Source organism: Microbacterium sp. LMI12-1-1.1 (assembly GCF_040676455.1).
In the GTDB taxonomy this organism is placed as follows: Bacteria; Actinomycetota; Actinomycetes; order Actinomycetales; family Microbacteriaceae; genus Microbacterium.
The window spans coordinates 454,970-480,621 of sequence record NZ_JBEGIA010000001.1 but is presented as its reverse complement, the minus strand read 5'-3'; the positions used below and the strand labels follow the sequence as shown (position 1 = coordinate 480,621).

General features: G+C 67.4%; 44 protein-coding genes. 33 read left to right on the top strand and 11 right to left on the bottom strand.

Annotated features, from left to right (window positions below; all coding sequences use genetic code 11):
* Window positions 1-77: 77 nt before the first annotated feature.
* The 7 genes from MRBLMI12_RS02295 to MRBLMI12_RS02265 form a co-directional block, all read right to left on the bottom strand.
* Window positions 78-578 (bottom strand): hypothetical protein, encoded by a 501-nt coding sequence (locus MRBLMI12_RS02295; protein ID WP_363353554.1) that lies wholly within the window; start codon window positions 576-578, stop codon window positions 78-80.
* Between the two features lie 28 nt (window positions 579-606).
* Window positions 607-1,299, bottom strand: a complete 693-nt coding sequence (locus MRBLMI12_RS02290; RefSeq protein ID WP_363353552.1) for a hypothetical protein — start codon at window positions 1,297-1,299, stop codon at window positions 607-609.
* A 481-nt stretch (window positions 1,300-1,780) separates the two neighbouring features.
* Window positions 1,781-1,951 (bottom strand): hypothetical protein, encoded by a 171-nt coding sequence (locus tag MRBLMI12_RS02285; RefSeq protein ID WP_363353550.1) that lies wholly within the window; start codon window positions 1,949-1,951, stop codon window positions 1,781-1,783.
* Window positions 1,948-2,361: a hypothetical protein gene (locus MRBLMI12_RS02280; RefSeq protein ID WP_363353548.1), complete on the bottom strand. Its 414-nt coding sequence runs from the start codon at window positions 2,359-2,361 to the stop codon at window positions 1,948-1,950. The genes MRBLMI12_RS02285 and MRBLMI12_RS02280 overlap by 4 nt, the downstream gene beginning before the upstream one ends.
* A 2-nt stretch (window positions 2,362-2,363) precedes the next feature.
* Window positions 2,364-2,657 (bottom strand): hypothetical protein, encoded by a 294-nt coding sequence (locus MRBLMI12_RS02275; protein WP_363353546.1) that lies wholly within the window; start codon window positions 2,655-2,657, stop codon window positions 2,364-2,366.
* A gap of 3 nt (window positions 2,658-2,660) precedes the next feature.
* On the bottom strand, window positions 2,661-3,179 hold the full coding sequence (locus tag MRBLMI12_RS02270) for a hypothetical protein (protein ID WP_363353544.1): 519 nt from the start codon (window positions 3,177-3,179) through the stop codon (window positions 2,661-2,663).
* A 46-nt stretch (window positions 3,180-3,225) separates the two neighbouring features.
* A complete protein-coding gene (locus tag MRBLMI12_RS02265; protein WP_363353542.1) occupies window positions 3,226-3,843 on the bottom strand; it encodes a hypothetical protein in 618 nt (205 codons plus the stop codon).
* Window positions 3,844-4,328: 485 nt separating this feature from the next.
* Here MRBLMI12_RS02265 and MRBLMI12_RS02260 point away from each other — a divergent pair, with 485 nt between their 5' ends.
* Window positions 4,329-4,493: a hypothetical protein gene (locus tag MRBLMI12_RS02260; protein ID WP_363353540.1), complete on the top strand. Its 165-nt coding sequence runs from the start codon at window positions 4,329-4,331 to the stop codon at window positions 4,491-4,493.
* A 334-nt stretch (window positions 4,494-4,827) separates the two neighbouring features.
* Here MRBLMI12_RS02260 and MRBLMI12_RS02255 read toward each other — a convergent pair whose 3' ends face one another.
* Window positions 4,828-5,088, bottom strand: coding sequence for a hypothetical protein (locus MRBLMI12_RS02255; RefSeq protein WP_363353538.1), 261 nt, complete (start codon window positions 5,086-5,088; stop codon window positions 4,828-4,830).
* Window positions 5,089-5,204: 116 nt separating this feature from the next.
* Here MRBLMI12_RS02255 and MRBLMI12_RS02250 point away from each other — a divergent pair, with 116 nt between their 5' ends.
* From MRBLMI12_RS02250 to MRBLMI12_RS02145, 22 genes are all read left to right on the top strand, one after another.
* Window positions 5,205-5,588 carry a hypothetical protein gene (locus MRBLMI12_RS02250; protein ID WP_363353536.1) on the top strand — a complete coding sequence of 128 codons (384 nt, stop codon included), beginning with the start codon at window positions 5,205-5,207 and terminating at the stop codon, window positions 5,586-5,588.
* A complete protein-coding gene (locus tag MRBLMI12_RS02245) occupies window positions 5,585-5,812 on the top strand; it encodes a hypothetical protein (RefSeq protein WP_363353534.1) in 228 nt (75 codons plus the stop codon). The genes MRBLMI12_RS02250 and MRBLMI12_RS02245 overlap by 4 nt, the downstream gene beginning before the upstream one ends.
* Entirely contained in the window at window positions 5,809-6,171 is a 363-nt protein-coding gene (locus MRBLMI12_RS02240; RefSeq protein WP_363353532.1) for a hypothetical protein, read from the top strand. The genes MRBLMI12_RS02245 and MRBLMI12_RS02240 overlap by 4 nt, the downstream gene beginning before the upstream one ends.
* Window positions 6,168-6,863, top strand: a complete 696-nt coding sequence (locus MRBLMI12_RS02235; RefSeq protein WP_363353530.1) for a hypothetical protein — start codon at window positions 6,168-6,170, stop codon at window positions 6,861-6,863. The genes MRBLMI12_RS02240 and MRBLMI12_RS02235 overlap by 4 nt, the downstream gene beginning before the upstream one ends.
* A complete protein-coding gene (locus MRBLMI12_RS02230) occupies window positions 6,860-7,213 on the top strand; it encodes a hypothetical protein (protein ID WP_363353528.1) in 354 nt (117 codons plus the stop codon). The genes MRBLMI12_RS02235 and MRBLMI12_RS02230 overlap by 4 nt, the downstream gene beginning before the upstream one ends.
* The gene (locus tag MRBLMI12_RS02225) at window positions 7,213-7,443 is read left to right on the top strand and encodes a hypothetical protein (protein ID WP_363353526.1); all 231 of its coding nucleotides are present in this window, start codon (window positions 7,213-7,215) and stop codon (window positions 7,441-7,443) included. Before MRBLMI12_RS02230 ends, MRBLMI12_RS02225 begins: the two co-directional genes overlap by 1 nt.
* Before the next feature lie 89 nt (window positions 7,444-7,532).
* Entirely contained in the window at window positions 7,533-7,784 is a 252-nt protein-coding gene (locus MRBLMI12_RS02220; protein ID WP_363353524.1) for a hypothetical protein, read from the top strand.
* Window positions 7,785-7,794: 10 nt separating this feature from the next.
* On the top strand, window positions 7,795-8,646 hold the full coding sequence (locus MRBLMI12_RS02215; RefSeq protein WP_363353522.1) for a DUF2637 domain-containing protein: 852 nt from the start codon (window positions 7,795-7,797) through the stop codon (window positions 8,644-8,646).
* A gap of 106 nt (window positions 8,647-8,752) precedes the next feature.
* Complete coding sequence (locus tag MRBLMI12_RS02210; protein WP_363353520.1) at window positions 8,753-9,007, top strand: hypothetical protein; 255 nt, start codon at window positions 8,753-8,755, stop codon at window positions 9,005-9,007.
* A complete protein-coding gene (locus tag MRBLMI12_RS02205) occupies window positions 9,004-9,255 on the top strand; it encodes a hypothetical protein (RefSeq protein ID WP_363353518.1) in 252 nt (83 codons plus the stop codon). The genes MRBLMI12_RS02210 and MRBLMI12_RS02205 overlap by 4 nt, the downstream gene beginning before the upstream one ends.
* Window positions 9,252-9,509 (top strand): hypothetical protein, encoded by a 258-nt coding sequence (locus MRBLMI12_RS02200; protein ID WP_363353516.1) that lies wholly within the window; start codon window positions 9,252-9,254, stop codon window positions 9,507-9,509. Before MRBLMI12_RS02205 ends, MRBLMI12_RS02200 begins: the two co-directional genes overlap by 4 nt.
* On the top strand, window positions 9,506-9,769 hold the full coding sequence (locus MRBLMI12_RS02195; protein ID WP_363353514.1) for a hypothetical protein: 264 nt from the start codon (window positions 9,506-9,508) through the stop codon (window positions 9,767-9,769). The genes MRBLMI12_RS02200 and MRBLMI12_RS02195 overlap by 4 nt, the downstream gene beginning before the upstream one ends.
* Window positions 9,766-10,014: a hypothetical protein gene (locus MRBLMI12_RS02190; RefSeq protein WP_363353512.1), complete on the top strand. Its 249-nt coding sequence runs from the start codon at window positions 9,766-9,768 to the stop codon at window positions 10,012-10,014. Before MRBLMI12_RS02195 ends, MRBLMI12_RS02190 begins: the two co-directional genes overlap by 4 nt.
* Window positions 10,011-10,589: a hypothetical protein gene (locus tag MRBLMI12_RS02185; RefSeq protein ID WP_363353510.1), complete on the top strand. Its 579-nt coding sequence runs from the start codon at window positions 10,011-10,013 to the stop codon at window positions 10,587-10,589. Before MRBLMI12_RS02190 ends, MRBLMI12_RS02185 begins: the two co-directional genes overlap by 4 nt.
* On the top strand, window positions 10,589-10,792 hold the full coding sequence (locus MRBLMI12_RS02180) for a hypothetical protein (protein WP_363353508.1): 204 nt from the start codon (window positions 10,589-10,591) through the stop codon (window positions 10,790-10,792). The genes MRBLMI12_RS02185 and MRBLMI12_RS02180 overlap by 1 nt, the downstream gene beginning before the upstream one ends.
* Window positions 10,789-10,989 carry a hypothetical protein gene (locus MRBLMI12_RS02175; protein ID WP_363353506.1) on the top strand — a complete coding sequence of 67 codons (201 nt, stop codon included), beginning with the start codon at window positions 10,789-10,791 and terminating at the stop codon, window positions 10,987-10,989. Before MRBLMI12_RS02180 ends, MRBLMI12_RS02175 begins: the two co-directional genes overlap by 4 nt.
* Entirely contained in the window at window positions 10,986-11,249 is a 264-nt protein-coding gene (locus MRBLMI12_RS02170) for a hypothetical protein (protein ID WP_363353504.1), read from the top strand. Before MRBLMI12_RS02175 ends, MRBLMI12_RS02170 begins: the two co-directional genes overlap by 4 nt.
* Window positions 11,246-11,974 carry an exonuclease domain-containing protein gene (locus MRBLMI12_RS02165; protein ID WP_363353502.1) on the top strand — a complete coding sequence of 243 codons (729 nt, stop codon included), beginning with the start codon at window positions 11,246-11,248 and terminating at the stop codon, window positions 11,972-11,974. The genes MRBLMI12_RS02170 and MRBLMI12_RS02165 overlap by 4 nt, the downstream gene beginning before the upstream one ends.
* Before the next feature lie 14 nt (window positions 11,975-11,988).
* Window positions 11,989-12,321: a hypothetical protein gene (locus tag MRBLMI12_RS02160; protein ID WP_363353500.1), complete on the top strand. Its 333-nt coding sequence runs from the start codon at window positions 11,989-11,991 to the stop codon at window positions 12,319-12,321.
* Window positions 12,318-12,566 carry a DUF3310 domain-containing protein gene (locus MRBLMI12_RS02155; RefSeq protein ID WP_363353498.1) on the top strand — a complete coding sequence of 83 codons (249 nt, stop codon included), beginning with the start codon at window positions 12,318-12,320 and terminating at the stop codon, window positions 12,564-12,566. The genes MRBLMI12_RS02160 and MRBLMI12_RS02155 overlap by 4 nt, the downstream gene beginning before the upstream one ends.
* A gap of 65 nt (window positions 12,567-12,631) precedes the next feature.
* Window positions 12,632-12,871: a hypothetical protein gene (locus MRBLMI12_RS02150; protein WP_363353496.1), complete on the top strand. Its 240-nt coding sequence runs from the start codon at window positions 12,632-12,634 to the stop codon at window positions 12,869-12,871.
* Entirely contained in the window at window positions 12,868-13,128 is a 261-nt protein-coding gene (locus MRBLMI12_RS02145; protein ID WP_363353494.1) for a glutaredoxin domain-containing protein, read from the top strand. Before MRBLMI12_RS02150 ends, MRBLMI12_RS02145 begins: the two co-directional genes overlap by 4 nt.
* Window positions 13,129-13,345: 217 nt before the next feature.
* Here the strand turns inward: MRBLMI12_RS02145 and MRBLMI12_RS02140 are convergent, their stop codons facing one another.
* A complete protein-coding gene (locus MRBLMI12_RS02140; protein WP_363353492.1) occupies window positions 13,346-13,594 on the bottom strand; it encodes a hypothetical protein in 249 nt (82 codons plus the stop codon).
* 140 nt (window positions 13,595-13,734) lie between these two features.
* On the opposite strand from MRBLMI12_RS02140, the gene MRBLMI12_RS02135 reads away from it, so the two are divergent.
* From MRBLMI12_RS02135 to MRBLMI12_RS02090, 10 genes are all read left to right on the top strand, one after another.
* Complete coding sequence (locus MRBLMI12_RS02135; RefSeq protein WP_363353490.1) at window positions 13,735-15,147, top strand: DNA sulfur modification protein DndB; 1,413 nt, start codon at window positions 13,735-13,737, stop codon at window positions 15,145-15,147.
* A 104-nt stretch (window positions 15,148-15,251) separates the two neighbouring features.
* Complete coding sequence (locus tag MRBLMI12_RS02130) at window positions 15,252-15,767, top strand: hypothetical protein (RefSeq protein WP_363353488.1); 516 nt, start codon at window positions 15,252-15,254, stop codon at window positions 15,765-15,767.
* Window positions 15,764-17,530: a hypothetical protein gene (locus MRBLMI12_RS02125; protein WP_363353486.1), complete on the top strand. Its 1,767-nt coding sequence runs from the start codon at window positions 15,764-15,766 to the stop codon at window positions 17,528-17,530. Before MRBLMI12_RS02130 ends, MRBLMI12_RS02125 begins: the two co-directional genes overlap by 4 nt.
* A gap of 55 nt (window positions 17,531-17,585) precedes the next feature.
* Window positions 17,586-19,148, top strand: coding sequence for a hypothetical protein (locus tag MRBLMI12_RS02120; protein ID WP_363353484.1), 1,563 nt, complete (start codon window positions 17,586-17,588; stop codon window positions 19,146-19,148).
* Window positions 19,149-19,196: 48 nt separating this feature from the next.
* Entirely contained in the window at window positions 19,197-20,330 is a 1,134-nt protein-coding gene (locus tag MRBLMI12_RS02115; protein ID WP_363353482.1) for a hypothetical protein, read from the top strand.
* Complete coding sequence (locus MRBLMI12_RS02110) at window positions 20,330-20,785, top strand: hypothetical protein (RefSeq protein ID WP_363353480.1); 456 nt, start codon at window positions 20,330-20,332, stop codon at window positions 20,783-20,785. Before MRBLMI12_RS02115 ends, MRBLMI12_RS02110 begins: the two co-directional genes overlap by 1 nt.
* A 2-nt stretch (window positions 20,786-20,787) precedes the next feature.
* Complete coding sequence (locus MRBLMI12_RS02105) at window positions 20,788-21,957, top strand: hypothetical protein (protein ID WP_363353478.1); 1,170 nt, start codon at window positions 20,788-20,790, stop codon at window positions 21,955-21,957.
* 105 nt (window positions 21,958-22,062) lie between these two features.
* Window positions 22,063-22,479, top strand: coding sequence for a hypothetical protein (locus MRBLMI12_RS02100; protein WP_363353476.1), 417 nt, complete (start codon window positions 22,063-22,065; stop codon window positions 22,477-22,479).
* The gene (locus MRBLMI12_RS02095) at window positions 22,472-23,374 is read left to right on the top strand and encodes a hypothetical protein (RefSeq protein ID WP_363353474.1); all 903 of its coding nucleotides are present in this window, start codon (window positions 22,472-22,474) and stop codon (window positions 23,372-23,374) included. The genes MRBLMI12_RS02100 and MRBLMI12_RS02095 overlap by 8 nt, the downstream gene beginning before the upstream one ends.
* Window positions 23,374-25,140 carry a hypothetical protein gene (locus MRBLMI12_RS02090; protein WP_363353472.1) on the top strand — a complete coding sequence of 589 codons (1,767 nt, stop codon included), beginning with the start codon at window positions 23,374-23,376 and terminating at the stop codon, window positions 25,138-25,140. The genes MRBLMI12_RS02095 and MRBLMI12_RS02090 overlap by 1 nt, the downstream gene beginning before the upstream one ends.
* Here the strand turns inward: MRBLMI12_RS02090 and MRBLMI12_RS02085 are convergent.
* Both MRBLMI12_RS02085 and MRBLMI12_RS02080 read right to left on the bottom strand, forming a co-directional pair.
* Window positions 25,137-25,259 carry a hypothetical protein gene (locus MRBLMI12_RS02085; protein ID WP_363353470.1) on the bottom strand — a complete coding sequence of 41 codons (123 nt, stop codon included), beginning with the start codon at window positions 25,257-25,259 and terminating at the stop codon, window positions 25,137-25,139. The two genes, MRBLMI12_RS02090 and MRBLMI12_RS02085, sit on opposite strands and share 4 nt — an antisense overlap.
* Window positions 25,259-25,462, bottom strand: coding sequence for an Lsr2 dimerization domain-containing protein (locus MRBLMI12_RS02080; RefSeq protein ID WP_363353468.1), 204 nt, complete (start codon window positions 25,460-25,462; stop codon window positions 25,259-25,261). Before MRBLMI12_RS02080 ends, MRBLMI12_RS02085 begins: the two co-directional genes overlap by 1 nt.
* Window positions 25,463-25,652 lie beyond the last annotated feature (190 nt).

The window sequence follows — 25,652 nt, the reverse complement described above, 5'->3', positions numbered from 1 at the left end:
GTGGTGCGTGGTGCGGGTGGCGGTGGGGCGGTAGCGGCGGGCGCGGTGCCAGCGGTAAGCGGTGAGGGCGCGGCGGATCATGGGAGCAACCCGACGTTGATGCCGCCCACCTTCGCGCCGTGCTCCGTGACCATGTGCGGCCCGATCGTCGCGTATGTGGGCATGCTTCCGTGCGTGAGGGTGTACGCGTCGCAGTGGCCGCACACGCTCAACCAGAGGTTGCCGCCGACGTGCCAGGATCGGCCGGCGACGCGCTCACGTAGGGCGGCATCTGCCGCGAGGTCTCCCAGGATGCGCAGCGCGTCCCAGTTCGACTTTTCGGCATTCGCGCCGTGATAGCGCCGCATCCCTGCGAGGTCGCGCGCCGCGCTCTCTGCACTCCACCACGGGACATTCAGCCGCACGCCCGGCAGGGTCGCGGCCAGGTCATCCGCGGCGTATGCCGCCGCGATGCGTGCTTCGAGTGCGTCGCGCTCTGCGATCTCGGCGGGGGTGCGGGGCGCGCGCTCTGCGCATCCGATGTAGTGGGCGGTGCCTTCGGGGGCGGGGCAGTCGCAGCGGGTGGCGGTGGCAGTCATGGCGGGGTCTCCGTGTCGGGTGGGCGGGTCAGAGGGCCAGCATCGCGGGTAGTGCGGGCGCGCCGTGCTCGAAGGTCAGCGCGGTCTCTTTGGCGTAGGTCTCGCCGTAGAACCCCCAACACTCGATCTCGACATCCCACCCGGCGAGGTCGTCGGGGATGGGCGTCTCCGTCGTGACGCGCTCCGGCAGGGTGGCGTATCCGATGCCGTACACCTCTCCATCGAGGTATGCGACCCATTCGCCGCGCTCACCCGCGAAAAGTTCGTCATCGGTCCACGTCGTGTGGATCGTCGCGCCGGTGGGCGACGTGTCGCGGCCCACGTGGGCGCGGTAGGCGGGCGTGTCGAGAAGAAGAATCGTCGTCTTGCGCTGATAGCCGCCGGAGAACGAAACCGCCCGCGTGTCGTGGAACGCTCGCAGCACTCGCGCGGCGAATTCGTCGCGGTCCCGGCGGTGCGGCGCGCGGTCTCTGGCATCGGCCCACAGGCTCGCGAGGGCGTCGCTTTCGTCGTCGTGGTAGACCTCCCCGGCGCGGTCGGTGCGGGTGGCGTATCCGCGCGTTTCGACGTAGTAGGCGGGGCAGAGCGCGTCACCGTAGGGGGCGCTGGGCTCTGCGTCGCGCGCGATCACGGCGACGATGCGCGGATCTGACGTCTCTGCCCATTCCGTGCGGTAATCGGTGTCTGCGGTCCAGCTCGGGGCGGTGGCGGTGAGGGTCATTTCAACTCCAAGATGTGAGGCGCGAGACTCGCGCGGGTTGCGGTGGGGCCATGCCGTTTAGCTAGCTACAGCTTATCAGCAAGTGCTTACGAAGTGTCAAGGATTTATCTAGCTAATCTCGGCGGGGCGGGGCGGTTGTCCGGTTGCGGCTAGATACGCATTCGGTTAGGCATCGGCTGATACCTAACTAGATACGCTGTGTCGTGCTTTGCGTAGGGGTGTACCGGTAAGCGGGTTAGCGTGCTTATCGGTATGGCCATAAGCACACACTGCAAGAGTGCTTAGGGGCATATGTGGGGTAGGCACTAGCTGAATGCGTATCTAGTTGCCAGTCGAGAGAAGGGGAGAGCGATTCTCTGAGAGTGTCTTTATACCTAGTAGTACTTATGTGTGTATCTGCTTTATGTAGTTATGTGGGGGTGCCGGGGTGACCGGTGCGAGCGGGCGGAGTGCCGCGGGGTGTGGGGCGGTGTGTGTCCGCCTAGGGTGTCGTCAGCGCGACGTGTGCGAACGCTGCGAGGAATGCGGCGATCATGGGGGAGTAGAAGAGGGTGCGGGCCAGGGTGCGACGCCTGTAGTAGGCGGGGGTGCGTCGGCGGGGTGCGGGGTCGCGTGGGGGCGTCTCGAGTGTGGACGCATGCGCGGTACTCATGCGGTGAGGAATGCATCAGGGGGCAGAGTGTCGCCCTCTTCGGTGTCCAGTAGGCGCAGCTCTGACACGGCGACTGTGCGCAGCTCACGGCGCAGCGCTTCGGGCAAGCGGTCCAGGAACCATGACGCGTCGGACGGGTGATCCCAGCGACGCGCCGAGACAATCGCCCCGGTTGCTCTGTGCTGTAGCGCGTGGCTGTACGTGGGAGCGAGACCGTAGCGCGGTGGCGTGATGGGTGCCACGTCGGCGCGGTCAACCCCATAGGTTCCGATGCCGTCCCATCGCACCGCCAGGGCGGCACCCGTGACCCCCTGGACAGTGCCCAGCATGCCGGGATGCAGGGGCGGATCGTAGTCGGCGTGAACCGGGGCGAGAGTAACGCGAGTGCCGGGGCGGGGTGTGGTGGTCATGGTCAGTCTTCCTCTTCGTCGGTGTCACAGTGGCAGGGGGGCATGTTGGCATCTACCGCGGTGGCGATGTCTTCGGACTCGATACCCCAACGGCCAGCGATCACGCGGTGTATCTCGTGATAGGCGACGCATGTAGGGCAGTAGCCGCTGTAGCGGGTGGAATCGGTGTCGCCTACCGTGTCGGCGTCAGCGTTGAATGCGAGACCGTAGGCCGATGTGGTGTGGATGCCGGGATCAATCGTGATACGCGCTTCGATCGTCTCGCGCCCGGTCAGGGTGAATGTGTGCGTGGCCATGGGTCAGCCCTCCACGCCCGCAAGCGCGGCGATATTCACGTGATCCTCAACCCATCCGCGACCGGCCGCGTAGTGCTTCACGTGAGCGTGTACGGCATAGGTGAACACGGAATCGGACGCGTAGTCCAGGGTCACGGCATCGGCGGCATACACGGTAGAACCGTCGTCAGTGTGCCAGCCGCCCTCAAGCTGGGCGAGGATATCCCGCAGCGTGTCCGCAGCGCCCGCAGTGGCATCGGCGGGACCGTCGAAGTCTGCGAGGGTCCAGCCTGTCTCGATCATGTAGCCCTGCCTCACGCGCGCCTCAAAGAGGGGGGAGACATCGTTACGCGAGGGGTAGAGATCGGGCGAACCGATGCGCATGCTCCAGCCGCGCTCTGCTGCGTCGCCGTGCTCTGCTGACTCGTGCGTGACGCGTTCGCCGGTCACATAGACACGGATCACGCCGTCAAGGGGCAGGGCTGACAGGGTGGAATCAGCGTCCGCGCGTGAGTCTGCGGGGGTGGGGGTAATGGCGGTCATGGGTTCACTCTCCAGTGCTAGCTAAATATGGTCAGGGGGTGGGGGGTCAGGATGCGACCCAGTAGCCGACGACGACGGCATCGTAGGTCTCTTGACCGTCCCAGTCGCGCGCCCAGCGGATCACTGTCGCGGTGGCGTGGGAGTCGGTTGCGATGCCGTGCCAGCGTGTCAGGGGGGAGGATGCCGAGACGACGTGTCCGAAGGGGGTACGCATGCCCGAAGGGTTAGCGTCCGACTCGATCACAACGAAGTCTTGGACATCGAACCATGCGCCCCGGTACGTGAAGAATCGGGGGGTATACGCTTCGTCATCCTCTTCGGTGAGGGTGATGTAGTCGAAGTGCGCGCGCGTCTCGGGGGTGAGGTCGCTGTAGGTGCGCAGCTCGCGAGCGTGGCCGTTAGTGGTGACGGTTCCCACGGGGGCGGGGGTGGGGGTCTCGCCCTCAATCTCCCATGCGACGGTATCGCTACGCGTGGCCATGGAGAACCACTGACCGTCGGTGGTGGTGGTGACGGTATCGCCCTCCACGCGGATGACAGCGGCACGCCACGTAGAGGGTGCACCCATCACCGTGTGGGTGATGACCGCCATACCCAGGGGCCGCCGGAACCATGCGTCAGCGATCATGTCGGGGGTAATGGGGGTGGCGGTGGTGGTGGTCATGTCAGCTCCAGGGGTAGGGGTGGGCGGTGAGTACGTAGCTAGCTAAATACACATCGGTCGAATCGTAAGCACTGCGCAACGCATCGTTACCAAACCGTGACATTAGCTAGCTAACGCAGCGCAGCACACCACAGCACAGCCACCCCACACACACCCCCACTAGGGCAGGGGTAGCCCACACCCCACCCCCACCCCTAATAGGGGCAGAGACAGGCACACAGCCCACCCCACGGGACAACAAAGCACGGCCACCCCACACCGCAGCACACGCGCGCAAGCTCGCAGCGATTGGCCACGCTCGCAAAGGTCTCAGATTGTCAGCGTCGGCGCGTAGCGGCAGGGGGCGGGGCGCACCCGCAGGTACGTTGCGCGCGATCGGCGTTTTCGGCGAAGCCCTCCTTCCTCATCGACGAGCTGCCGCCGGCCCTCGTATTAGCATTCGCACCGATCCTGCTTTCTCTAATACGCCCTTAGACTCCCCGCCCATGCAGCTCAAGCTCAGCGTCACCCTCTCGCTCACTCGAGCCCCCAAGCCCGAGCCCGAGGCGCCGGCCATCTACGAGCACACCGGCTCCCAGGTCGAGCACGCCGGCTACCAGCCCCTCGGCTTCCAGATCCCACCCTCGACCCCCTACGTCGACCGCGGCTGACCCTTAGACTCCGCCTCGCCCGGCGGCGGGTCCTCCTCTCTCCCCGCCGTCGGGCCTCCAAAGGCCTCACCTCGAGCCACTTCCACCCTTCCGGCCGGCACCCCGCGAAATCTTCTCCCCACCTCACCCTGAATACTGCTAGCTAAATACGCAGTTCCTCTTGTTTGCTAGCTAAATCCCCACTAGTGTTGAAGACGTCGCCGGGACCTCCACCCACCTTCCACAGGCGCAAAGTGCGTCGGGTGGAGGTCCCCCGGCCCCAGATTCATCCCATTCCCCGCTCGAGAGAGGAGCCGTCATCGCCAACCCCAAATCGCGCCGACAGAACCGCCGGCTAGCCACGCCCTTTCGCGGCTTCCCGCCCGCCCGGCACAACTTCATCATCCGCGAGCGCAACGCCACCGCGAAGCACTACGAGCTCGTCGTCCGCACGGGCGAGGCCCTCACCGCGGCCCAGCGCACCGGCAACGTCTTCACGATCGCCCGAGCCACCCGCGACCACCTCATCGCCCGCAACGCCCCCGAGAAGCTCGACCCGAAGTTGGTCCACAGCCTCATGGGCCAGCGCCGCCAGATGCAGCTCCGCGCCGAGCACGAGGCCCGCGTGGCAGCCCAGCGAGCCCGCGACGACTACGCGCTCCGCCTCCGCCTCATTGCCGGCGCCCAGGTCATCAACCCCCGCCCCATCATTCTCGGAACAGGAGGAGCCTCGTGACCAGCGCTGCCGCCCAGGCCTACGCCAACGCCACCATCGCCGCCGACGGCTTCTGGTCCGGCTTCTCGCCCGCCAACCTCTCCAGCATCCGCCGCGCCCTCGCCGCGGCCTACGACGCCGGCGCCACCTCCGACCTCGAGATCAAGGGCCGGCAGCTCTTCGCCGCGCTCGCGCACATCTTCCTCGACTCCGAGATCGGCGACCGCGCCCGCGAGGTGACCAAGGACTTCCCGTCGCCCGAGGAGTTCCGCACGCCGACCGCGGAGCAGCTCGCCGAGGCGCTCTGTCACGCGATGCCGCATCCCGGCGGCGGCTCGCAGCTCGTCTACGAGGATGCGCTCGAGGCGGCCGAGGCCGCGATCAAGGCGGCCCGCGCATGATGACCCGCCCCGACATCCTCCCCGACATCTTCGTGATCTACGGGATCGTCGCCACCCTGTGGGTCGTGGTCTGCATCGCCGGCTGGCTTGGCCCCGGCCACCCCGCCGACAAGCGCCTCGCCGGCTGGCTCGCCCTGTTCGGCCCATTCTGGCCGATCGCCGCCCCCATCCTGTTCATCCTGAGCCTCCTCGGCTTCCTCCAAACCCGAAAGGAGCGCCCTTGACCGACGCCCCTGCCCCCCGCCCCTACGTCGTCTTCGTGGAGGCCACCGTCGCCGTCGAGATGCTCGTCTACGCGACCGACCTCGAGTCCGCCAGTGACATCGCCGAGCACAACGCGCCGGCCCTCGCCACCCGCCTCTCCGAGCAGACCGGCCTGACGATCGACAGCCCCTTCGTCCGCCTCGACATCGGCGCCCGCCAGGCGCTCTACAGCGAGGTCATCGAGCAGCCCGCCGCGGAGCCCGCCGGCTACCAGGCGCTCGTCCCGTACTTCCCGACCTTCATCCGAGACCCCGACGATTGGCCCGAGGCCATCGCCGCCCCCGACTTCCCGCCCACCGACGACAAGGAGAACGCATGACCAAGGCCGCCACCATCCGCAACCTCGAATCCCAGCTCGACATCGAGCGAGGACGCCGCCTGCGCGCGGAAGCCCGCCTCGGCGCCCACGGCCAGGCCGCCGACATCCTCACCGAAGAGCTCGGATTCGAGGAGGTCGAGCGCACCCTCGGCCCGCAGGGCGACACGTTCTACGGCTACAAGTGGCCGAAGGGCTTCCGTGCGTTCACCGCGGAGACCTGGGCCGGGGTGAAGAAGGACCACGAGAGCGACGTCGCCGCGGCCGTCGAGGCCACCCGCCGCGAGACCCTCGAGAAGGTCATCGACGCGCTCGAGCTCAAGGAGTACGGCGCGCGTCGCGCGTACTTCACGATCGAGGCCATCCTGCGCGACGGAGACTCGCGATCCGGCGCCGACCGCTTCTGGTCCGACATCGAGACGACCCTCGCCGAGCGCCAGTCCCGCAAGGACGCCGAGGCGCGCGCCGCGCAGGAGAGAAGGATCGCGGCCCTCAAGAAGCCCGAGGGCGGCATCTGGCTCGGCATCGACCCGGCCGCCTCGCTGGGGGACCCGATCACGTTCTTCTACCCGAAGGAGAACGGCTGCGACATCAAGCGCCCCGAGAAGGCCTCACAGGGCAACGTCGGACCCGTCGCCGGCACAGCCAAGCCCGCCAAGAAGGCCGCCAAGGCCAAGAAGGGAGCCAGCAAGTGAGCCCGAAGACCCGCCGCCGCATCGCTGTCGCCGCTGTCGTCGCACTGTCCGCCTCGCTGGTCGCCTGTGCACCCTCCGGTGCCGCGTCGACGGACTGCAAGCCGAAGACCTCCCAGGGCTTCACCGTCATGCCCCGCATCGCGCCGCCGCCGCGGATCGCGCCGGCCCCGCGCCCGGTTGCGCCGCCGAAGATCAGCACGCCGGTCAAGCCCGCGCCGTCGACGCCGAAGGTCACGACGCCGAAGACCACCACGCCGACCACGCCGCAGCAGCACAACACCGGCGTCACGAGCCCGTCGTGGATCCCGTTCTGGCTCCTCTGGGGCTCGAGCCAGCGGAGCGGTTGCTGATGCGCCGCCGTATCGTCGCAGCGGTGGCGGCCCTCGCGGTCGCCGCCGTGGCGCTGACCGGCTGCGATGCAAGCGGAGTCGCCGGGGAGTCGGAGGTGCCGCAGGACGGCATCAGCGACCCGGCGGTGAGCTACGTGCAGCTCCCCGACGGCCGCGAAGTGCTGTGTGTCGCCACGAGCTACAGCTATCGCGCGGGCATCTCCTGCGACTGGGGCAGCGCCAGCGAGTGAGCCTCCGCACCTTCCACATGATCCTCGTCGTCCTGGTGGCGGTCGCGCTGTGCGCGGCCGTCGCCGGGGCCTGACCCGAAGGGGGAGCCTTGAGCCTCTCGCGCGAACGCGTCGCCATCATGGAGTTCCTGGTCGCGCACGACCTTGACCCGGCCAAGATCCTGCAGGACGGCATCACACCCGACGGCTATGTCGAGCTCTGCGTCGGCACCGAGCCCGGCGCGATCCTCGCCGCCGACGAGCGCCCATTCATCGAGCGCTCCTGGCCCGCGGGCTTCCCATTCGACGAGTTCGACCACCTCCTGGCGGCCGACACCACTCTCGACCGCAACCTTCGCTGAAAGGAGCACGATGAGCACCACCACTGCCCCCATCGACACCCCCGCCCTGACCCGCAAGGGGAAGCACCGCACCGGCGCCGGCGCCCGCTTCAACGCCGACGCCATCGGCATCTACCGAGCCGTCAACGTCGGCGTGCTGCTCTCGGCCCTCGCCGCCGTCCTCATCTCGTGGAACGGCCTCGCCTACGTCGGCCAGTGGGTGCTCCTGCCGCCCTTCATGACATGGCTCGTGCCCGTCATGATCGACGTGCCGATCGTCGTCTTCACCCTCGCGACCCTCGCGCGCCGCTCACGCGGCGAGTCGACGTTCTTCCTCGCCTTGGCTGCCTACGTCCTCACCGCGACGAGCGCCGGCGCGAACTTCCTGCACGTCGCCGCCGAGCGCCCGCTGAACACGATCGAGGGCGCCGTCGGAGCCTCCATCGCCGCGCTCGCCCCCATGCTCGTGCTGCTCACCACCGAGGCCCTCGGCACGCTCATCACGAAGCCGCCGTCGGAGAACAGCCCGCGCGCGAAGGCGAAGCGCCAGGCCGACGAGCTCAAGACCCAGAAGGCCGACATCGCCAAGCTCAAGAAGGAGTTGAAGGCCGCGAACGAGCGCGCCGACAAGGCCGAGGCGCAGATCCCGAAGGAGCCGCGCGAGGTCATCATCCCCGCCGAGAAGGTGGCCGAGATCGGCCGCGCCGCCCTCGCCCAGATGAACGCCGCGCGCCAGACCAACCCCACGCCAGCCAACCGCACCGCGGTCCAGGTGCCCGCGAGATCTGTCGTCGACGAGCTGCAGCAAGAGGTCGCCGCCTCCGTCCCGCCGCCTCCGTCCGACCAGGCTTGGTGGCAGAAGAACGCAGCCGCCACTAGCTAATTACACGCAATAGCTAGCTAATCGCAAAGCGTCCCGACTAGAGTCGGTGATGCGCGATTAGCTAGCTATTCGCGTTTCAGAGAGAATCCAGAGAGAGGAATCTTCAATGGCGACTGCCGCAACCAAACTCCGCAAGAGGACCCGCCGCGCCGCCGGCTACCCGGCCGACACGCAGCACACCAAGCCCGTCAAGACCAAGACCCAGCTCGAGGAGCGCGTCTTCGTGATCGCTCCCGTCTTCCGCCGCGCCGGCGACGCCTGGCCCAAGGGCACGCCGATGTGGCAGCAGCTCAACCCGTTCGGCCCCCGCTCCGGCCGCCGAGCGCTCCGCTTCATCGAGAGCGGAGGCATCAAGCGGTGACCCGCCGCGCCAAGCTCCACGCCTTCGTGGAGGACTTCACCGAGGACCTCGGGCCGATCATCGCCGTCGTGTTCTTCACGATCCTCGTCGGCATCATCGTGGTCGCCGCCTGGGCCGCGCTGCTCGGCGGTCTCGTCTGGGGCATCGTCACCGTCGCAACCCAGGGCGCCTCGTTCTGGCCGGTCTTCGTGATCGTGGTCACCGGCCTGCTCCTGGTGCTCGACATCGGACGGCGGGTGCGTCGATGAGCGCCGCCGCATCCCTGCTCAAGGCCGAGTTCAACGACGGCGGCGACACAGAGGCCACCACGGTCGGCGAGTACATCGCCGAGCTCGTCATCCGCGTGCTCACCGAGGAGGAGGGCTTCTCGGGCAAGCGCCCGTTCGGCAACTCCGGCTGGATCGGTGACCTCGAAGAGGCCATCGGGCTCGACCCGGAGGAGTACCACACGCCCGACGAGTACGAGCCGCTCTTCGCGGCCATCCGGGAGGCGCTCTCGTGAGCCAGCGACTCGAAGCCGGCGTCACCATGCCCGAAGGACCCCTCGCCACGCCCGTCTCCATCCTCCAGTCCGTCAGCGACGTCATCGGCCAGATCGAGACCCAGGCCGCCGACCGAGGTCTCAAGCCCGTCTGGGACCGCTTCGCCCTCGAGCTCGAGGAGCAGGAGGAGGAGATCTTCTCGTTCGCGCAGAAGCCCCGCACCCGCCGCCGCCTCCGCGGCGCCACCATCGCCGTCGACCCCAAGGAGGTCTCGGAGTGAGCACCACCCCCACGCCGGCCATCATGCCGACCGACTGGCAGAGCCCGCCCCACGGCATTCGCATCGCCCTCTCGCCGCTCGACGAGTTCGACATGCCGATGGACCGGCGCGGCATCATCGCCCGCGTCCCGTCGAACCCGAGAGACCACCAGAAGTACGCGGCCGACATCGCCGAGAGCGTCCGCCGCACCATCCTGTTCATCCTGACCGGCATCGAGCCGGAGACCGAGGAGGCCACCCAGTGACCGACACCGACTACCAGTTCCAGATCCTCACGCCGGAGCAGGTCGACGCCCTCCGCTCCGTCCAGAAGCTCATCGGCGACGGCAACGCCGCGAAGGGCTTCCACGACCGCACGAGGACCCTCCGCCACCTCTCCAAGGTCTGCCGCAACGACGGCCGCGGCGGCAAGTTCGAGGGGGCGCAGTGGGACCGGCTGCAGGCCACGCACGACGAGAACCTGACCGATCACGTCGTCGCCACGGCCGCGCTGATCGACACCGAGACCTCGGAGCTGATCGAGGAGGTCCGAAAGGGCAAGGGCCTGAACGAGGTCTACTACAGCAGCGAGGAAGTGTACGTCGACCCGAGCGAAGTTCTGCCCACCGACCTCGTGCTCGTCGCCTCGTCCGGCATCGAGGAGGGCAAATCCCTCGTCCGGCGCTCCCTCAAGCCGGAGGGTGTCCCCGCCGAGCTCGCCGACGTGGAGATCCGCGGCTTCGACTTCGCGGAGCGCTTCGACATCGACCTCGCCATCGAGATCGACCGGAAGCTCGCGTACAACGCGACGCGCGCCTTCATGCACGGGAAGAAGCTCTGATGGGCCGCTCGAAGCGCGTCATCGGGGGAGTCCTCGACGGCGACCACGTGGCCACCCCGAAGGGTGCTGAGCCGGGCTATACCGCGGTCCTGCAGAACGGCTCGCAGTCCAGCGAGTACGAGCTGCGCGAGGGTCACGACGGCGAGGAGGCCATGGTCCTCAAGACCATGAAGTGGCCGCTCCTCGCGGGAGCCGGCGCATGAACCCGGCGATCGCCACCGGCCAGGTCTGGCGCCGAAAGAGCACCGGCAGCACCATCGAGATCGGCAACGACCTCTCCCTCCGCGGCGACTGGTCGGGCTTCACGGTGATCTACAAGCGCAACGGCGGGCGCAGTCAGGGAACAATGTCGCCGCTCACCCTCTATCGCAACTACGAACTCGAGGAGGGCGCCGAGTGAGCCGCGCAGAACTCCGCCGCGACGTCGGCGTCTCCGACCCCTCCCTCATCTGGGCCCTGGGTGACATCCCGCACGTCACCGAGGAGCAGGAGGCGACCGTCCGCGGACAGATCACCGCGCGCTTCCCGAGCGACAGCCCCGAGGACGCCACCGCGCGCACCGAGCTGGAGGCGATGCTGTTCGGCCCGCCGAGCTACAAGGCGGACACGAGCCCGAGCGCGCTGGCGCCGGTCCCGCGCCGAGAGAGGGCCGCAGCATGAGCGTCATCCTCGTCCCGTTCGACACGGAGACCACTGGCACCGACGTCGAGAACGACCGGATCGTCCAGGCGTTCCTCGGCCTCATGGGGCCGGACGGGCACTGGCAGAAGGCGCAGACCTGGCTCATCAACCCCGGCGTGCCGGTCCCCGAGGGGGCCGCGCGCGTCCACGGGCTGTCGACCGAGCACCTCCAGCAGCACGGCAACCCTGACGTGCGCTCGGTACTCGAGCAGATCCGCTCGATCATCGTCGCCGAGGTCTATGACCGCCCCGACGTCGCGCTCGTGATCTACAACGCCCAGTTCGATACCACGATCCTCAACGCCGAGCTCCGCCGGCACGGGCTCGAGGAGATCGACTACAGCCGCGTCAACGTGATCGACCCGCTCGTGCTGGACAAGCGGATCTACAAGTTCCGCCGCGGCTCGGGTGCGCGCAAGCTCACCGCCGTCGCACCGATCTACGGCGTGCCGGTCGAGGAGAACGCGCACGACGCGTCGGCCGACTGCCTCATGGCCGGCCGGGTCGCGCTGCAGCAGCTCCGTCACGAGTACCTGCAGGGGCAGACGATCACTCGCCTGCAGCATTACCAGCGCGTCTGGAAGGCGGAGCAGAGCGCGGACCTCGAGAAGTGGTTCCGCACCAAGGCTCCCGCCGACCGGCGCGACCCGAACCTGGTCATTCCCCGCGACTGGCCGATCATCCCCGCGGCAGCCGCCGCCTGATCCGAGAGGATTCCATGAGCAAGGACATCAATCAGACCGAGGTCATCGCCGACGCGACGCCCGCGGCCGAACAGATCGCCACCCTCGGCGAGCAGCTCGGCATCGAGCCCGACGCGCAGACCGCCTTCACCGAGACCGTCGAGGCAATCCTCGAGCCGGTCACCGTCGACAGCGCCGTGCGCGCGCTGGTCGCGGCGCTGGGGCACGAGGAGCAGTTCATCAAGGGCATCGACATCAACCCGCAGGGTCGCGTGCGCGTGCTCGGCATCGACAACTCCGCCCGCTCCGTCCAGTTCGAGCCGCTCGAGCGCCAGAAGCGCAACGCGGACGGGAGCATCATCTCGTGAGCGAGTACGCGGGGCGCCCCGTCGGCGCCACGAACCCCGCGCACTATCGCGGCGATCCGTCAGGGGTGGAGTGCATCCAGATCACGCGCCACCGCAACTTCAATGTGGGCAACGCCATGAAATACCTGTGGCGGGCGGGCTTGAAGGAGGAGGCCGACAAGGCGCTCCTCGACAAGCAGGTCGAAGACCTCAAGAAGGCCATCTGGTACATCGAAGACGAGATCAAGAGGCTGGTCCCGTCCTAGGCCCCCGATTAGCCAGCAAATCCCACCTAGACTCTCGCGCTCATTTGCGCAACGAAAGGAACACCTTGAGGACCATCAAGGCCACCGGCGACACCGCCGAATCGACCACCCTCTCGCTCTCGGGAGGGGCCGGCAACCGCATCGGCCAGCCCGAGATCCACGTCATCGCCACCTCCGTCGACGAGCGTGGCGAGACCCGCCGCATCTCGGCGTGGTTCCCGCGGAACGCGCTCCTGGACGCCCTGCATGACGCAGATGCGGCCACCAAGGCCACCCGCCTGACTGAGCCGGCGGCGAGCCTGTGAGCGCGCCCGAGCTGACCATGTTCAAGACGCCCGGCTGCGGCACGTGCGGCGCGATCGGCCGGCGGTTCGAGAAGGAGGGGACTCCGCTCACGGTCATCGACCTCGCGGAGAGCCCCGAGATCCTCGCGGGACTCAAGGAGCGCCTCGGCACGCCGACGATCACGGCACCGCTCTTCGAGTGGAAGGGCGAGATCGGCAACATCACCAAGCTCCGCGACTTCGAGGCCGAGCTGAAATCGGAGCTGGCGCCGGTATGAGTGACTTCAAGCCCGGCGAGAGGGTGCTCCTGGAGGACTTCCTCCAGGTGACCTTCGTCCGCGACATCGAGGGGACAACCGACGCGATCATCCAAGTCGGATCGGATTCCCAAAGGGTGTCTCAGTTTTCGCTCAATCGCTAGGACAGCTAGCAAACACGAGGGCCCCGCCTAGGCGGGGCCCTTCGTCGTCTGGGGGAGGGTTGTGGATCTGGGTGCTAGTTGAGCGCTGCCCCCACGAAAGGATCGGCTGCGCCGGCAGGGGTCCAGAGCTCACTGACGCGCTTCGGTGGGTACTGGATGGCAGCATCGGGGTGGTAGCGAAACATCACCGCCTTGCGCACTCCGTGGACGAAGATGCCCTCGTCGAACTCATACGCGAAACCGCGCCCTTCGATGTACACACTGCCGCTGTGTGCCTCGATGGTGATTTCCCTCGAGCCGTCGAGCTCTTTGATGACTGCCACTGTGAAGTTCCTCTAATTGTGGGGTGTTGGATTGCAGAAATGGGGGATTGCTGGCTATCGTAGCGTGTTAATGGCTCGGGGGAACCCGAATCTTCCGGGCCGACCCTCGCAGGTATAACTAATCAGAAAGTTCCGACATCATGAGCGCAATCAAGGAATCAGTCGCGCCGGCGACCCTTGCGAGCTACACCACGGACAAGGAGCTCTTCGCCTCCCGCTACAAGCAGGGTGGGCGAACCGTCTACAACGTCGCGATGACACCAGCACAGATCGCGTCCGTTATCAAACGTCCCAACCCCGACGCCGACAACCCCGGAAACCGCCGCATCCGACCGGACCACGCGCAAGCGTTTGCCCGCTATTTCATCGACCATGACGAATGGGTGGTGCCCGGAATCATCCTCCGCGCTCCTAACATCTTCACCTTTGTCGAGGACTTCGAGGTGCCAGACGCCCAATTCGGAACTGTTAAGTACCAGGAACGAAACCAGGGCGACATCCACATCCTCGACGGCCAGCACCGCATCCTGGGCTTCCACATCGCGCTTGAGCAGATCGATGAACTGATCGACCGTGCTCGCTCCGCAAAGGCGACTGCGCGGCGCGTGCAGGACCCCGTGGCAGCGAAGGAAGCGGAGAAGGAGATCCACCGCCTGGAGAAGGTGCGCGACCGGCTCTACAAGGAGCGCGTGAGCGTCGAGATTCAGGTGACGGACGACCTGCAGGCCTACCGGCAGATGTTCTTCGACATCGCCGAGAACGCGCTGGGCATCACGGCATCTGTGAAGGCTCGGTTCGACAGCCGCAAGGTCGTCAACCGCGCCCTGCCGGCCGCGCTCGAGCACCCGCTCCTCGCTGGTCGCACGGATCTTGAGGTGGACCGAATTCCCCGCAAGAGCCCGAACCTGCTCACCGCACGGCACGTCATGGAGACCATGCGCGTGCTCACTGTGGGCTTCGACGGCCGCGTCAGTCGGCGCCAGGACAAGGAGCTCGACGAGGTGCAGATCGCACAGGAGTCGAACGCGTTCTTCACCGCCCTCACTGAGGCCTTCCCTCAGCTCAAGGCAGTGGAGCTCGGCCAGCTGCTTCCTGACACCCTGCGCGAGACGTCGATGCTCGGCTCGCCGCTCTTCCTGCGCGTCCTCGCGGGCGTCTGGTACGAGCTGGTCAACAACCACGGATTCACGCGCCCGATGGCGACTGAATTCCTAGGCAAGCTAGCGAAACACGTCAATGCGCCGGCGCACGCAGACTCCATCTGGAAGCTGCACGTCGACGCGGGCGCATTCAACGAGGGCGCTTGGGGCCCCAACGGTCGTCGACAGGATGCCAAGGGGCTCGTCGAGACCATCGTTGACTGGGCGATCATGCGCGAGGCATTCGTCGACGAGGAGCCGCTCCCAGAGCCGGAGCCGGTCGTCGACGAGGATGAGGGGATCGACTACGCGCTGGGTCACGACACGACCCCCATCGAGATTGAGCTGCGGAACGAGGTCGACGAGATCGCCGCAGCATCCAAGGAACGAGCCAAGGCAATCGCCAAAGGCTGACTAGACGCGCGCGGTGGGGCCGCGCGCTGAGAAGCCCCCCTCCGGATGGACCTCCCGGAAGGGGGCTTCGTTCTGTCTAGGTGCACTTAGACTCCGGCCCCATCATGGACGGAGAGCTGAGAGTCGCACTCGGACCAGGGCAGTCGATCGACGACGCCCTGCTCAATGGCGCGGTCCTCGAGCTGTCGGCCGAGGCGATCTCAGAGCGCATCGGCGGCATCCTCTCGCCCCCGCGCGTGATGCTGCGTCTGCGCGAGCTGCTCTCTGGCGGCACGCGCCTGGACGACCTCGAGCACGAGCGCGCGGTCATGATGCTGCTCGAGAAGAACCTCATCGCGCTGCAGAACCTCCCGCAGAAGGGCTCCGAGGAGTACCGGGTGCTGCTCTCCTACGCGAAGGCGCTCTTCGATCGCATGGACAAGCGCAAGGCGTCGATCCAGGCGGAGCTCAACACCTACGACCAGAACGTCGGCCGCCAGCTTGGCCACGTGGTCGACCTCGCGATGGGCTACCTCCGCGGAGCCGTTCGGGACCAGATCGACGGCGCGAAGTGGGATGAGCTCGTCGAAGAGGCAATGGCCATGGCCTGGAACGAGATCCAGAAGCAGATCACGGCATGACCGAGTTCGCCGTCCTGCGGCCAACTGTGTTCGACTCTGCGCTGGCTGAGATCCGCGAGAAGTCGAAGAAGCGTCTCTACCAGCGCGACTTCCCCGCGTGGCTCTCCGACGTGCTCGGTGAGCGCATGTACGGCAAGATGGCCGAGATCACCGAGGACGTGCTGTTCTCGCCGAAGCCGATGACGCTCATCAAATCGGCCAACGGTACGGGCAAGACGCACTCCGCGGCCCGATGGGTGATGTGGTGGGTAACCGCATTCCCGAAGGAAGAGTCGCTCGCCATTTGTACGGCGCCGACACTCAAGCAGGTCAAGCTCGGCGTGTTCGCGTACCTCAAGGAGAGCTACGGGAATGTCAAGCTCGCCGCCTCGAAGCAGGGCCGCGAGAACCCGTGGCCGGGCTGGATCTCCGAAGACCCCGAGTGGAAGTACGCCACCCTCGGCGGTAACCAGACCCTCGCCGTCGCGCGCGTGCCTGGCGCCTCGGATGCGGTTTCGACCTTCCAGGGTCTCCGCAAGACCGGTGGCCGCAACTTCATCGAGCTCGACGAGGCCGGTGGTGTCTCCCGCGACATCTTCACCGCCATCGACGCCCTCATGACCTCGGGCGACTCGCGCATGGCCGGCATCGGGAACCCCGACCGCCGCGGCACCCCGTTCTACGAAGCCTTCACCGACGCGCGCCAGATGCCGGAGTACAACCTCCACACGATCAGCGCCTACGACCTGCCGACGATGACCGGCGAGATGGTCTACCCCGACGAGCCGGAGAAGCAGGCCGCGCTCATGAAGGGCCTCACGAAGCCGCAGTGGATCGCGCACAAGGAGCGCGTCTGGCAGACCGGCGGCGAGATCATCCCCGACGACGAACTGGCCGAAAGGGAGGGCGGGCGCGTCGTGCTCGTCGACAAGGCCGGCGCACCCCTCCTTCGCAACACCACGGGCCGCCCCGACGGCCGCTTCAAGGCGAAGGTGCTCGGCCAGTTCCCCGACGAGGACGACCACACGTTCTTCCCCGAGCAGCCCATCACCGACGCGCGCATGCGCGAGATGGAGCTCGAGGAGATCGCCGGCCAGCCCGTCATCCTCGGCGTCGACCTCGCAACCACCGGTACGGACGAATCCGTCGTCATGGTCAACCAGGGCGGCCGGTGCCGCGTCTTCGACGGCACCGTCCACTACAAGGAGGGCGAGCACGGCCCGATCCGCGACACCACGGGCACGTGGTCGAAGGAGGACGAGCTCACCAACGCCCGCCGCGTCCACGCGATCGCGAAGCACCTCGGGGCGACCGAGGTGCGGCTGGACGCCGCCGGCATCGGTGCCGGTATCGCCACGAACCTCGAGCGCCTCGACGAGTTCAACGGCAAGCAGTACGTCGTGCTGCGCGTCTCCGGTGGTTCGGCGTCGGCCGACAGCGACCGCTGGGCCAACATGCGCGCGCAGAACCACGACTGGCTGCGCGAGCAGCTTGCCGCCCGCGCGCTGGACATCGACTATGACGACGAGGTGCTCAAGGACCAGCTCCTCTCGGTCACCTACGACACGAACCACCGCGGCGCCATTCAGATCACGCCGAAGAAGGACATGCGCTCCGAGATGCACGGGTCGCCTGACCGTCTCGACGCACTGATCTACGCCGTGCTCAACACCGCACCCATCCTCGAAGCCCTCAACGGCCCGAAGAAGGGTGACATCACCACCGTCGACCCGCGCAACATCATGGCCGAGTACGACGAATACCTGCGCGGCGTCAACCTCTGAGAAGTGGGGGAGAAGCCCCCAGGAGGTGGCGAGAAGTCCACCTAGACTGCGCGCAATGCAGGCAACGGAACAGGTGATGCTCGAAGCGTTCGGCGAGCTGCTCGTGGGCGACCCGAACAACAAGGAGCTCAAGGAGACCTGGGATCACATGCGCCGCATGCTCGGCCGTGAGGATCACGGCTGGGTGCAGATCCAGGGCACCAGCGGGTGGGCCAGCCACAAGCAGTTCGGTCTCGACCTCCAGGCGCTCAAGGACTGGAGCGCGAAGATCCTGCCCTCGTGCTACGCGGCGCCCTGGGTGAAGACCGGCTTCGCGCGTCGCGCGGACTACATCTGGCAGAACGGCATCCGCTACGGCAACGTCCCCGGCTCCAAGGGCAATGAGGTCACCCAGGGCAAGAAGAACGTCCAGCGGCTCATCGACGACGCCGAGAACCAGCTCCACTTCTTCGGCGACGAGGCCCGCCGCCAGCGCGAGCTCAACCTCTACTCGCAGGGCATCGCCTTCTGGATCGGCAACGACAAGACCAAGAAGCTCGAGGCCGTCCCGCTCTGGCAGATCACCGACATCCTCCTCGACCCCAACGGCCTCGGCTTCGCCTGGGGCTACCTCCGCTCGTGGAGCGTCTACGACTTCGCGACGAGCGAATGGCGCGACGAGCAGCGCTGGTATCTGACCGACCGCCACGCCAGTAAGCGCAGCTCGATCCCCACGATCACGCTCAAGGCCAAGCCGCGCAGCCGCAAGGAGCCCACGGCGGTCCCCGTTGACCAGGAGCATGTCATCTTCGACATGCACGCCAACCGCGCCCAGGGCCTCGTGCTCGGCGCGCCGGACGCACTGGCCGCCTGGGTGTGGAACGGCATCGCCGTCGACGCCACCCTCGACGGCCGCTCCATGCAGCGCGCCCTCACCACGTTCGCCCTGCAGGCCAAGGTCCCCTCGAAGGACGCCGGCGAGAGCACCTCGATCAAGCTGGCCTCCGCCGACGGCGCGGGCAACACCTTCATCGGTGAGTCGGCCACCGACCTCGCTCCGCTGTCGTCCGCCGGCAAGGGGTACGACTTCACCTCGATCCGCTTCCTCGTGGCGATCGTCGCCGCGGCGCTCGACATCTCCGTCATCGACCTCACCGCGAACCCCGGAGACGCCGGCTCGAGCTACGGCGCCGGCCAGCTCATGAGCCTGCCCACTCGTCTCGCGATGGAGGCCCGCCGGCGCGACCACGTGGCGCTCGACAAGCGCGTGCTCTCGTGGATGGGCGTAGTGGACCCCGACGTCAACTTCGTGCCCTTCGCCACCGGTGAAGAGGTATACCGCGCGGTGCAGGCGCTCACCATGGAGCTCACCAACGGCGCCATCACGCTCGAGGAGTACCGCACCTTCCTCGACGACCTCATGGGACGCCCGAACGGCGACGCACCGGGCTACGACAAGCTCCACGTCGTGCAGCTCGCGAAGGCGACCGCGAAGGCCACCCCGCAGCCGGCCGCGGCGTCGGGTGACGGGGGCAGCAAGACCGCTCCGCAGACCGCCTCTCCGTCGCAGGGGAAGTCGACCGGCTCGGGCAAGCAGGGGAGCGCCGGCAACGACATCCGACGCGATGGCAAGAAATAGCTAGCAACCCCCCTGGGGTGGGTCTGAGCTGTACTTAGACTCCGCGCCATGCAGGAGACGGAAGGCAGCGCCACGGCGCTCCAGGTGCGCGAGTCGGGCTACCGACAGGGCACCCGCGCCGTCGTCCCCGAGAGCAAGGGCCAGAAGATCAAGGTCCGCCTCATGGGCTGGGAGCCCGGTTCCAAGATCGTCGAAGGCTCGAGCGCCGACTATCCGGTCGCCGTGATCGTCCGCGACTTCCCCGAGGCGTTCCCCGTCGGCACCCGCATGCGCGCCAACCACGACAGCATGTGCGAGGCCGGCGGCGACATCCGCCGCATCATGGCGAAGACCACCTCGGAGCCGTGGGAAGAGTCCGACGGCATGTACGCCTGGGCTGTCGCCAAGGAGGGCGAGCCGAGCGACTTCATCCGCCAGTTTGCCGACGTGATCGGCACGTCGATCTCCGCCTCGGCCGACGTCGAGAAGGAAGTTCTCCGCGACGAGAAGGGCAAGCCCGTCCTCGATGAGAACGGCAAGGCGACCCTCGTTCCGAAGCGGAGCGAGCGCGGCGCAGTCATCGTCGAGCGCTTCCTGCCGATCAGCGAGTCGCCCTACAACGCCATCGACTTCGTTGAGGCGCCCGGCGCCGACGGCGCGGTCGTCATGCTCGCCACCGAGAGCGCGAAGCGCATCGTCGAGCACACCGTTCTCCGCGAGGCCACCGGCTTCGCGATCGAGCTCGCTGGAAAGCGAGAGAAGACTTCCGCGGCAAACCGGCCCGGAAACACCCAACAGGAAGAGGTTCTCGTGGACCCGAAGGACATCCTGGCGCTCGTGGAAACGAAGCTCGCCGAGGCCCTGACGCCCATCAACACCTTCCTCGCGGACGAGGGCGCCCGTCGCCAGGCCGAGGCGGATGCCCAGGCCGGTGCCGGCGAGGTGAAGGAGGCCGTCAAGGCCGCCGTCATCACGGTGGAGGCTGTCAAGGCCGCCTCGCTCCCCTCGAAGATCGAAGCCCGACTGATCGAGGCAGCCAGTGAGGGCCTCGACATCAGCCACGACTTCGAGCTCGCGAAGGAAGTTCACGCGGAGGCCGGTACGGCCCCCACCCCGAGCGCCCCGCTCGGAATCGTCATCGAGTCCGCCGCTGCCTCTGGCAAGTCGGCGAGCTTCATCACCAACTTCGGAGGTAGCCGCTAATGGCAACCGCAGTCGCAACCCAGGCTGTCTTCTCCCACACGGACGCGATCGTCGAGATCTGGGACGTCCCGGCGGGCACGGAGAAGCACTCGCTCATCAAGCAGGCAAGCAGCGACCGCTACGGTGTGACGCTGACCCGCGCGCCCGGCGGCACCGCGATCGACGAGATCGAACTCGGCCCCTACGCGGTGCGGCGCCCGAAGCCGGCCGGTGTCGGCGGAGACGCCGCGGAAGCCATCGGTGAGTTCGCCTCCGGCGTCGCACTCGACGGCACGTGGGAGTTCCCCTCGGTCGCCGGCGCCACCCTGGCCACCGAGCAGGGCACGCCCGTCTACATCGAGGCGGACGGCGACCTGACCATCACGCAGGACACCAACGTCCAGGTCGGCACCGTCAACTACACCGCCACCTACGCCAAGGCCGCTGGCAAGCTGCCCGTCAAGATCGGAGCCTAAGAATGGCTGACCTCAAGTCCCTCCTCGAGGGCTACAACGACCAGTTCACGCTGGACGGGAAGCTCAACCCCGCCCAGTTCGGCGTGACCCAGGAGAAGGCCCTGTTCGTCAAGGGCCTCTACGAGAAGGCCCGCGGCGGCTCCCGTGTCGCCGAGGCGCAGCTCGCCGAGCTGTTCGCGTCGACGGACGCCTCCTTCTCGATGACGCACCTCATCAACATCGAGACGATCCCGCAGCTCCCCGAGGAGCTCGAGGAGTTCGATGGCCTCGTGGGCAAGCGCACCGTCAAGGACTTCAACCCGGTGGTCCTCCGGTCGCTGCTCGGCCAGCGCGGCGTCAAGGGCGCCGGCGTGAACGCCGACGGCTCGGCCGCGATCGTCCCCGAGGGCACGCCCTACCCGATCGTCACGGTCGACAGCAGCGAGGAGTCGTTCTACTCCAAGCTGAACAAGCGCGGTGTCCAGTTCGACTGGACCTGGGAGGCCTGGATCAACGACATCGTGGGCGAGCTCGAGGCGATGCCCGAGCAGATCCTCACGCTGACGAAGGACACCATCCACGCGGAGATCTTCGACGCGCTGGACCAGGCCAACGTCCAGCTCGGCTCGGTCACCCTGCCCGACGAGACGGTCATCGCGCCCAACGCCGCCCTGTCGCCGCTCGCGGTGATCGCCGCCGCGGTGGAGCTGGAGAACCGCACGATCAACGGTCGCAAGATCGGTCAGATCTCGGCGTTCAACCTGCTCGTGGCGCCCGGCCAGAAGCGCTTCTTCGAGTACAAGCTCGCGGAGTTCGGTCGCGTCATCACGGTGCAGGAGGGTGCCGGCGACGGCCAGAAGATCCTCGCGCCCGACACGATCCTCTCCTCGATGATGCCGAACATCACCATCGTCGAGACCGAGCGCATGGTCGGCCCGGCGTGGAAGCTCGTCCCGAAGCCCGGCACGACCAAGGGTCGCCCGGTCTGGGAGCGCCTGTCGCTCCGCGGGTACGAGAACCCGGAGCTGCGCGTGCGCAACGACCAGGGCTTCCTCCCCGGCGGCGGCAAGGTCGGCCTCTTCGAGGGTGGCTTCGTGGCCGACACCTCGAGCCTGCGCTACCGGTTCATCACCGGCGCGGTGCTCTGGGAGCCGAAGTTCATCGTGGCTTCGGACGGCGACAACCAGGCCTGATCCGGCAAGCAACAGGGCCCCTCTGCTCACAAGGCAGAGGGGCCCTCTGCTAGCTAAATGGGGCCTAGACTCCGCACTCGTCGAGTAGCCAGCTAAGGAGCACCCATGACCGTCGCCCTTGCCGACGTCCGAAGTCTCGTCCGAGACGACGGCAGCGTCGTGTTCACCGACGCGCAGCTCACAGCCGCGATCAACGCCACCGGCAACACGAGCGCACTGCGCGCCGCCGGCAACGCCTTCCAGTCCCTCGCCGCCGAGTACGCCATCAAGGGCCGCTCGGTCAAGACCGACGACCTCGCCATCGACACCCGCAACCGCGGCAAGGATCTGCTCGAGGTCGCCAACTCTTTCTTCGCCGAGGCCGAAGCGGCCGACAAGCGGGCCGCCGGCTCCTTCGTCGCGATCGTCCCCGTGCGGGGCTCCAAGCCTCGGGTCACCCGCATCGAAGCGACGCCCGCGCCCGTAATCGAGCCGGAGCCCGAGGAGTTCCCCATCTACTTCATCGGAGGCCAGGATGGCTGAGACCTATCCCCCCGTCATCTCGACCTTCACGGTCACCGGTCGGCTCGTGCGCGGAGTCGCGGACTCTGCGGACCCGGAGAACCAGCCCGACGTCACCCCGATCGCCGGCGTGAATGTCACCTTCTCGCCAGACCTCGACCCGCCCATCTTCCGCGTTCCCGGCTCCACCCCGCCGCTGACCGTCTTCCAGGAGTCGATCGTCGCGACCACCGACGCGGACGGGTACCTCCGCAACTTCGTCGACAGCACCCTTGGCGTGATCCTGCCCTACGGGCTGGACCCCGACATCGCCCCCAACGGATGGTCGTGGCGTGTCAGGATCTCCGTCGGAGGCAACTTCCCCGACCGCATCTTCTCGATCGCCGGAACGCCCGGCGGCACCATCGATCTCGCGACGGTGATCCCGGTCGCCCCGAACCCTGGGCCCACTGGCGAGGAATGGCTGCAGGCGGTAGCGACCGTCACTGCCGCGGCGGACGATGCCGTGTCGGCGAAGGATGCTGCTGAGGCTGCCCAGGCGGCAACCGAGACCGCCCGCGACGAGGCCACGGTCACTGTGAACGCCTCGCCGGCGGACTGGACCGGCGCCATCACCCTCTCGTCGGCATTCACGCGCTCCAAGTACGTCAAGCGCCGCCTCACGGGGAACGTCGCGCTCACGGTCTCGCCCGGCGTCGCCGGCGTGGCGTACTCCTGCACCCTCGAGCTCGCGCAGGACCCGACAGGCGGACGCAGCGTGACCCTCGCGAACGTCGCCACTCCCTACGGCGTCCCGATCCCGCTCTCGACAGCGCCCAACGCCGTCGACGTCATCCGCCTCGAGTGGAACGGAACGCGCTGGGCAGCGTTCCTCGCGGGGACGCAGCTCGCCATCCCGACCGCCTGGGTGGTGTGATGCGCTCCGAGATCGGGGACTGTCGCCTCGCGCCCGTCGAGAACCTCGCGACCAACCCCTCGTTCACGCGTGCGGTCGCCGGGACGACCATCGTGCGGCGGAATCACCACCCGAACCCGACCCTGGCCGTGGACCGTACCGGATGGGTCGGCGGCGCGGGCACCCTGACCACTGGCGTCGAGGCCGGGTATGGCTCCTACGGCGAAGTCACCTCGACGGGCACCGCCGCTTTCGCCGCCAACGGCGTTGGCACCGCTGGCGCATCCCTCATCGCCGTCAAGCCTGGCGAGGTGTGGTCGTTCGGAGCGGACGTTTGGACGCCTGACGCGGCGACCGCCCTGGCGTCTCGCCTCGTGTACATGCGCGTGACGTGGTACGACTCGACTCCCGTGGCTACGGGCGGGCAGATGACCGGGTCGGCGACCGCTTCCACGCTGACGACCGCTCGTCGGCGCATCACCTTGGAGGGCGTCGTCGTCCCGACTGGCACGGCCTACGCGCGGGTCGATGTCTACGTCTGGAACCCCGGAACCCCCGCCTCCGGACACGTCCTCCGCTTCTCTCGTGTGCAGGCGGAGCGCCGCCCCACCCTCCTCCCCTACTTCGACGGCTCCACCGTCGACAACAGCGGCATCGCGTACTCCTGGGAGGGGGCCTCGAGCCTCTCGGCCTCCATCGCCAAGGCGGCAGTAGTCGAGGTGCGACGAAACTACGTCCGCACTCCGAACCTCTCGACGGCGCTTACTGGTTGGACCGTAGCGGCGTCGGCGACGCCAACGCCTGTAGCGGACGGCGTGCGCCTCAACTTCACAGCGGAGCAGACGGCAGGAGCGGGCGCGTTCTACCGCACGAACGGCAGTGATGTCCCCATGGCCCCCGGCGAAGTCTGGTCCGTCACGATGAAGGTCCGAAACGATGGGGCTTCCGCTGTGGGGATGAGGGCATCCATCGGGGGCACAAACTCGACCTCCAACGGCCCCATCGTCTCCATAGCGCCCGGCGCTACCGAGGCGCTCACGGTCACCACCTCGGCGCTACCCGCTGACACCACCGCGGGTCGCCCCGTGCTCCGCACTGGAACCGTGATCCCGGCTGGGGCGGTACTGACCGTGCTCGACGGAATGACGATGGAGAAGGCCCCTGTGGCCGGCGCCCCCTTCACTGGCGAACTCACCCCCGACGCCGACCTCACGCCCGCGTGGACCAGCACCGCGAACGCCAGCGAGAGTGTGCTGTACGGGGTCCGCATGATTGACGCCAACTCCGTCAACGGCGCGGGCGGCGACCTCACCGCATGGCGAGCATACGACCCCGCAGTGGGCTACTACGGGCGGTTCGAGATCATGAGCAATCCCGGTTCCTACCGATACGTGCGCATCGCTCCCGGACAGTTCGGGCAGATCAAGGCGGGAAGTCGCATCACGATCCTCGCGCAGGTACGGACCCCGCCGCGCGACACGTCCGGGCTCTTCGGGTGGGGCATCCGAAACGGGCAGGGCCTACCGTCCCCGCAGACGAGCAGGGGCCCAACGACGACTAGCTGGGCATGGGTGCGCGTCGCCATTCCGATTGTGCAGGACGGCACCGGCGACCTCATGATCTACCTCGACGGATTCAATGGCACGGACAAGCGGCTCGACATCGCCGACGTCCTCGCCGTCAATTCGGCATACCCCGGCCCCTACATCGACGGCGATATGCCGGGCTGCATCTGGCGCGGCACCCCGCATGCCTCCACCTCCGCCGGCTACCCTCGCCTCGCCTAGCCCAGGGCCACGAAGAACATCACGGCCAGCACGACGACCACGATCACGACGATCAGGCCAACGAGGCCGAGGCAGCCGAGGCACCCAGCCTTCGACGCGCGCGCAGAGGGGGTCGACATCAGGCGGCCTTCGGCTGGCGCTTGCGCCGCTTGACCGGCCGGCCGGCGTCCAGGTACGGCCGCAGCGCCGCCTCCAGAGCCTCCGCGTTCGCTGGCGACAGATCAACCTCGTACAGGCGGTTCTCGAGCGCGAACGTCACGGTTCGCACGTCCTCCTCCGAGCCGTCGATGTCGTCCACGAGGATCACCTTGGTAGTTCTCATGCGACCAGCCTAGAAGATGCGGCGTGGGGCAAAACGTGGGGCAGCACCTCTCACCACGCCTCAACAAGACCGATTCGCCGCTCTGGTCGCATGCCCCGTTTTGCCGCGGAATTCCGCGGATTTCGGGCTCTCAGCGCAACAACACTAGACTGGCCTCAACAGGCCTAAACAAGCCGGGATGTCACTCGTA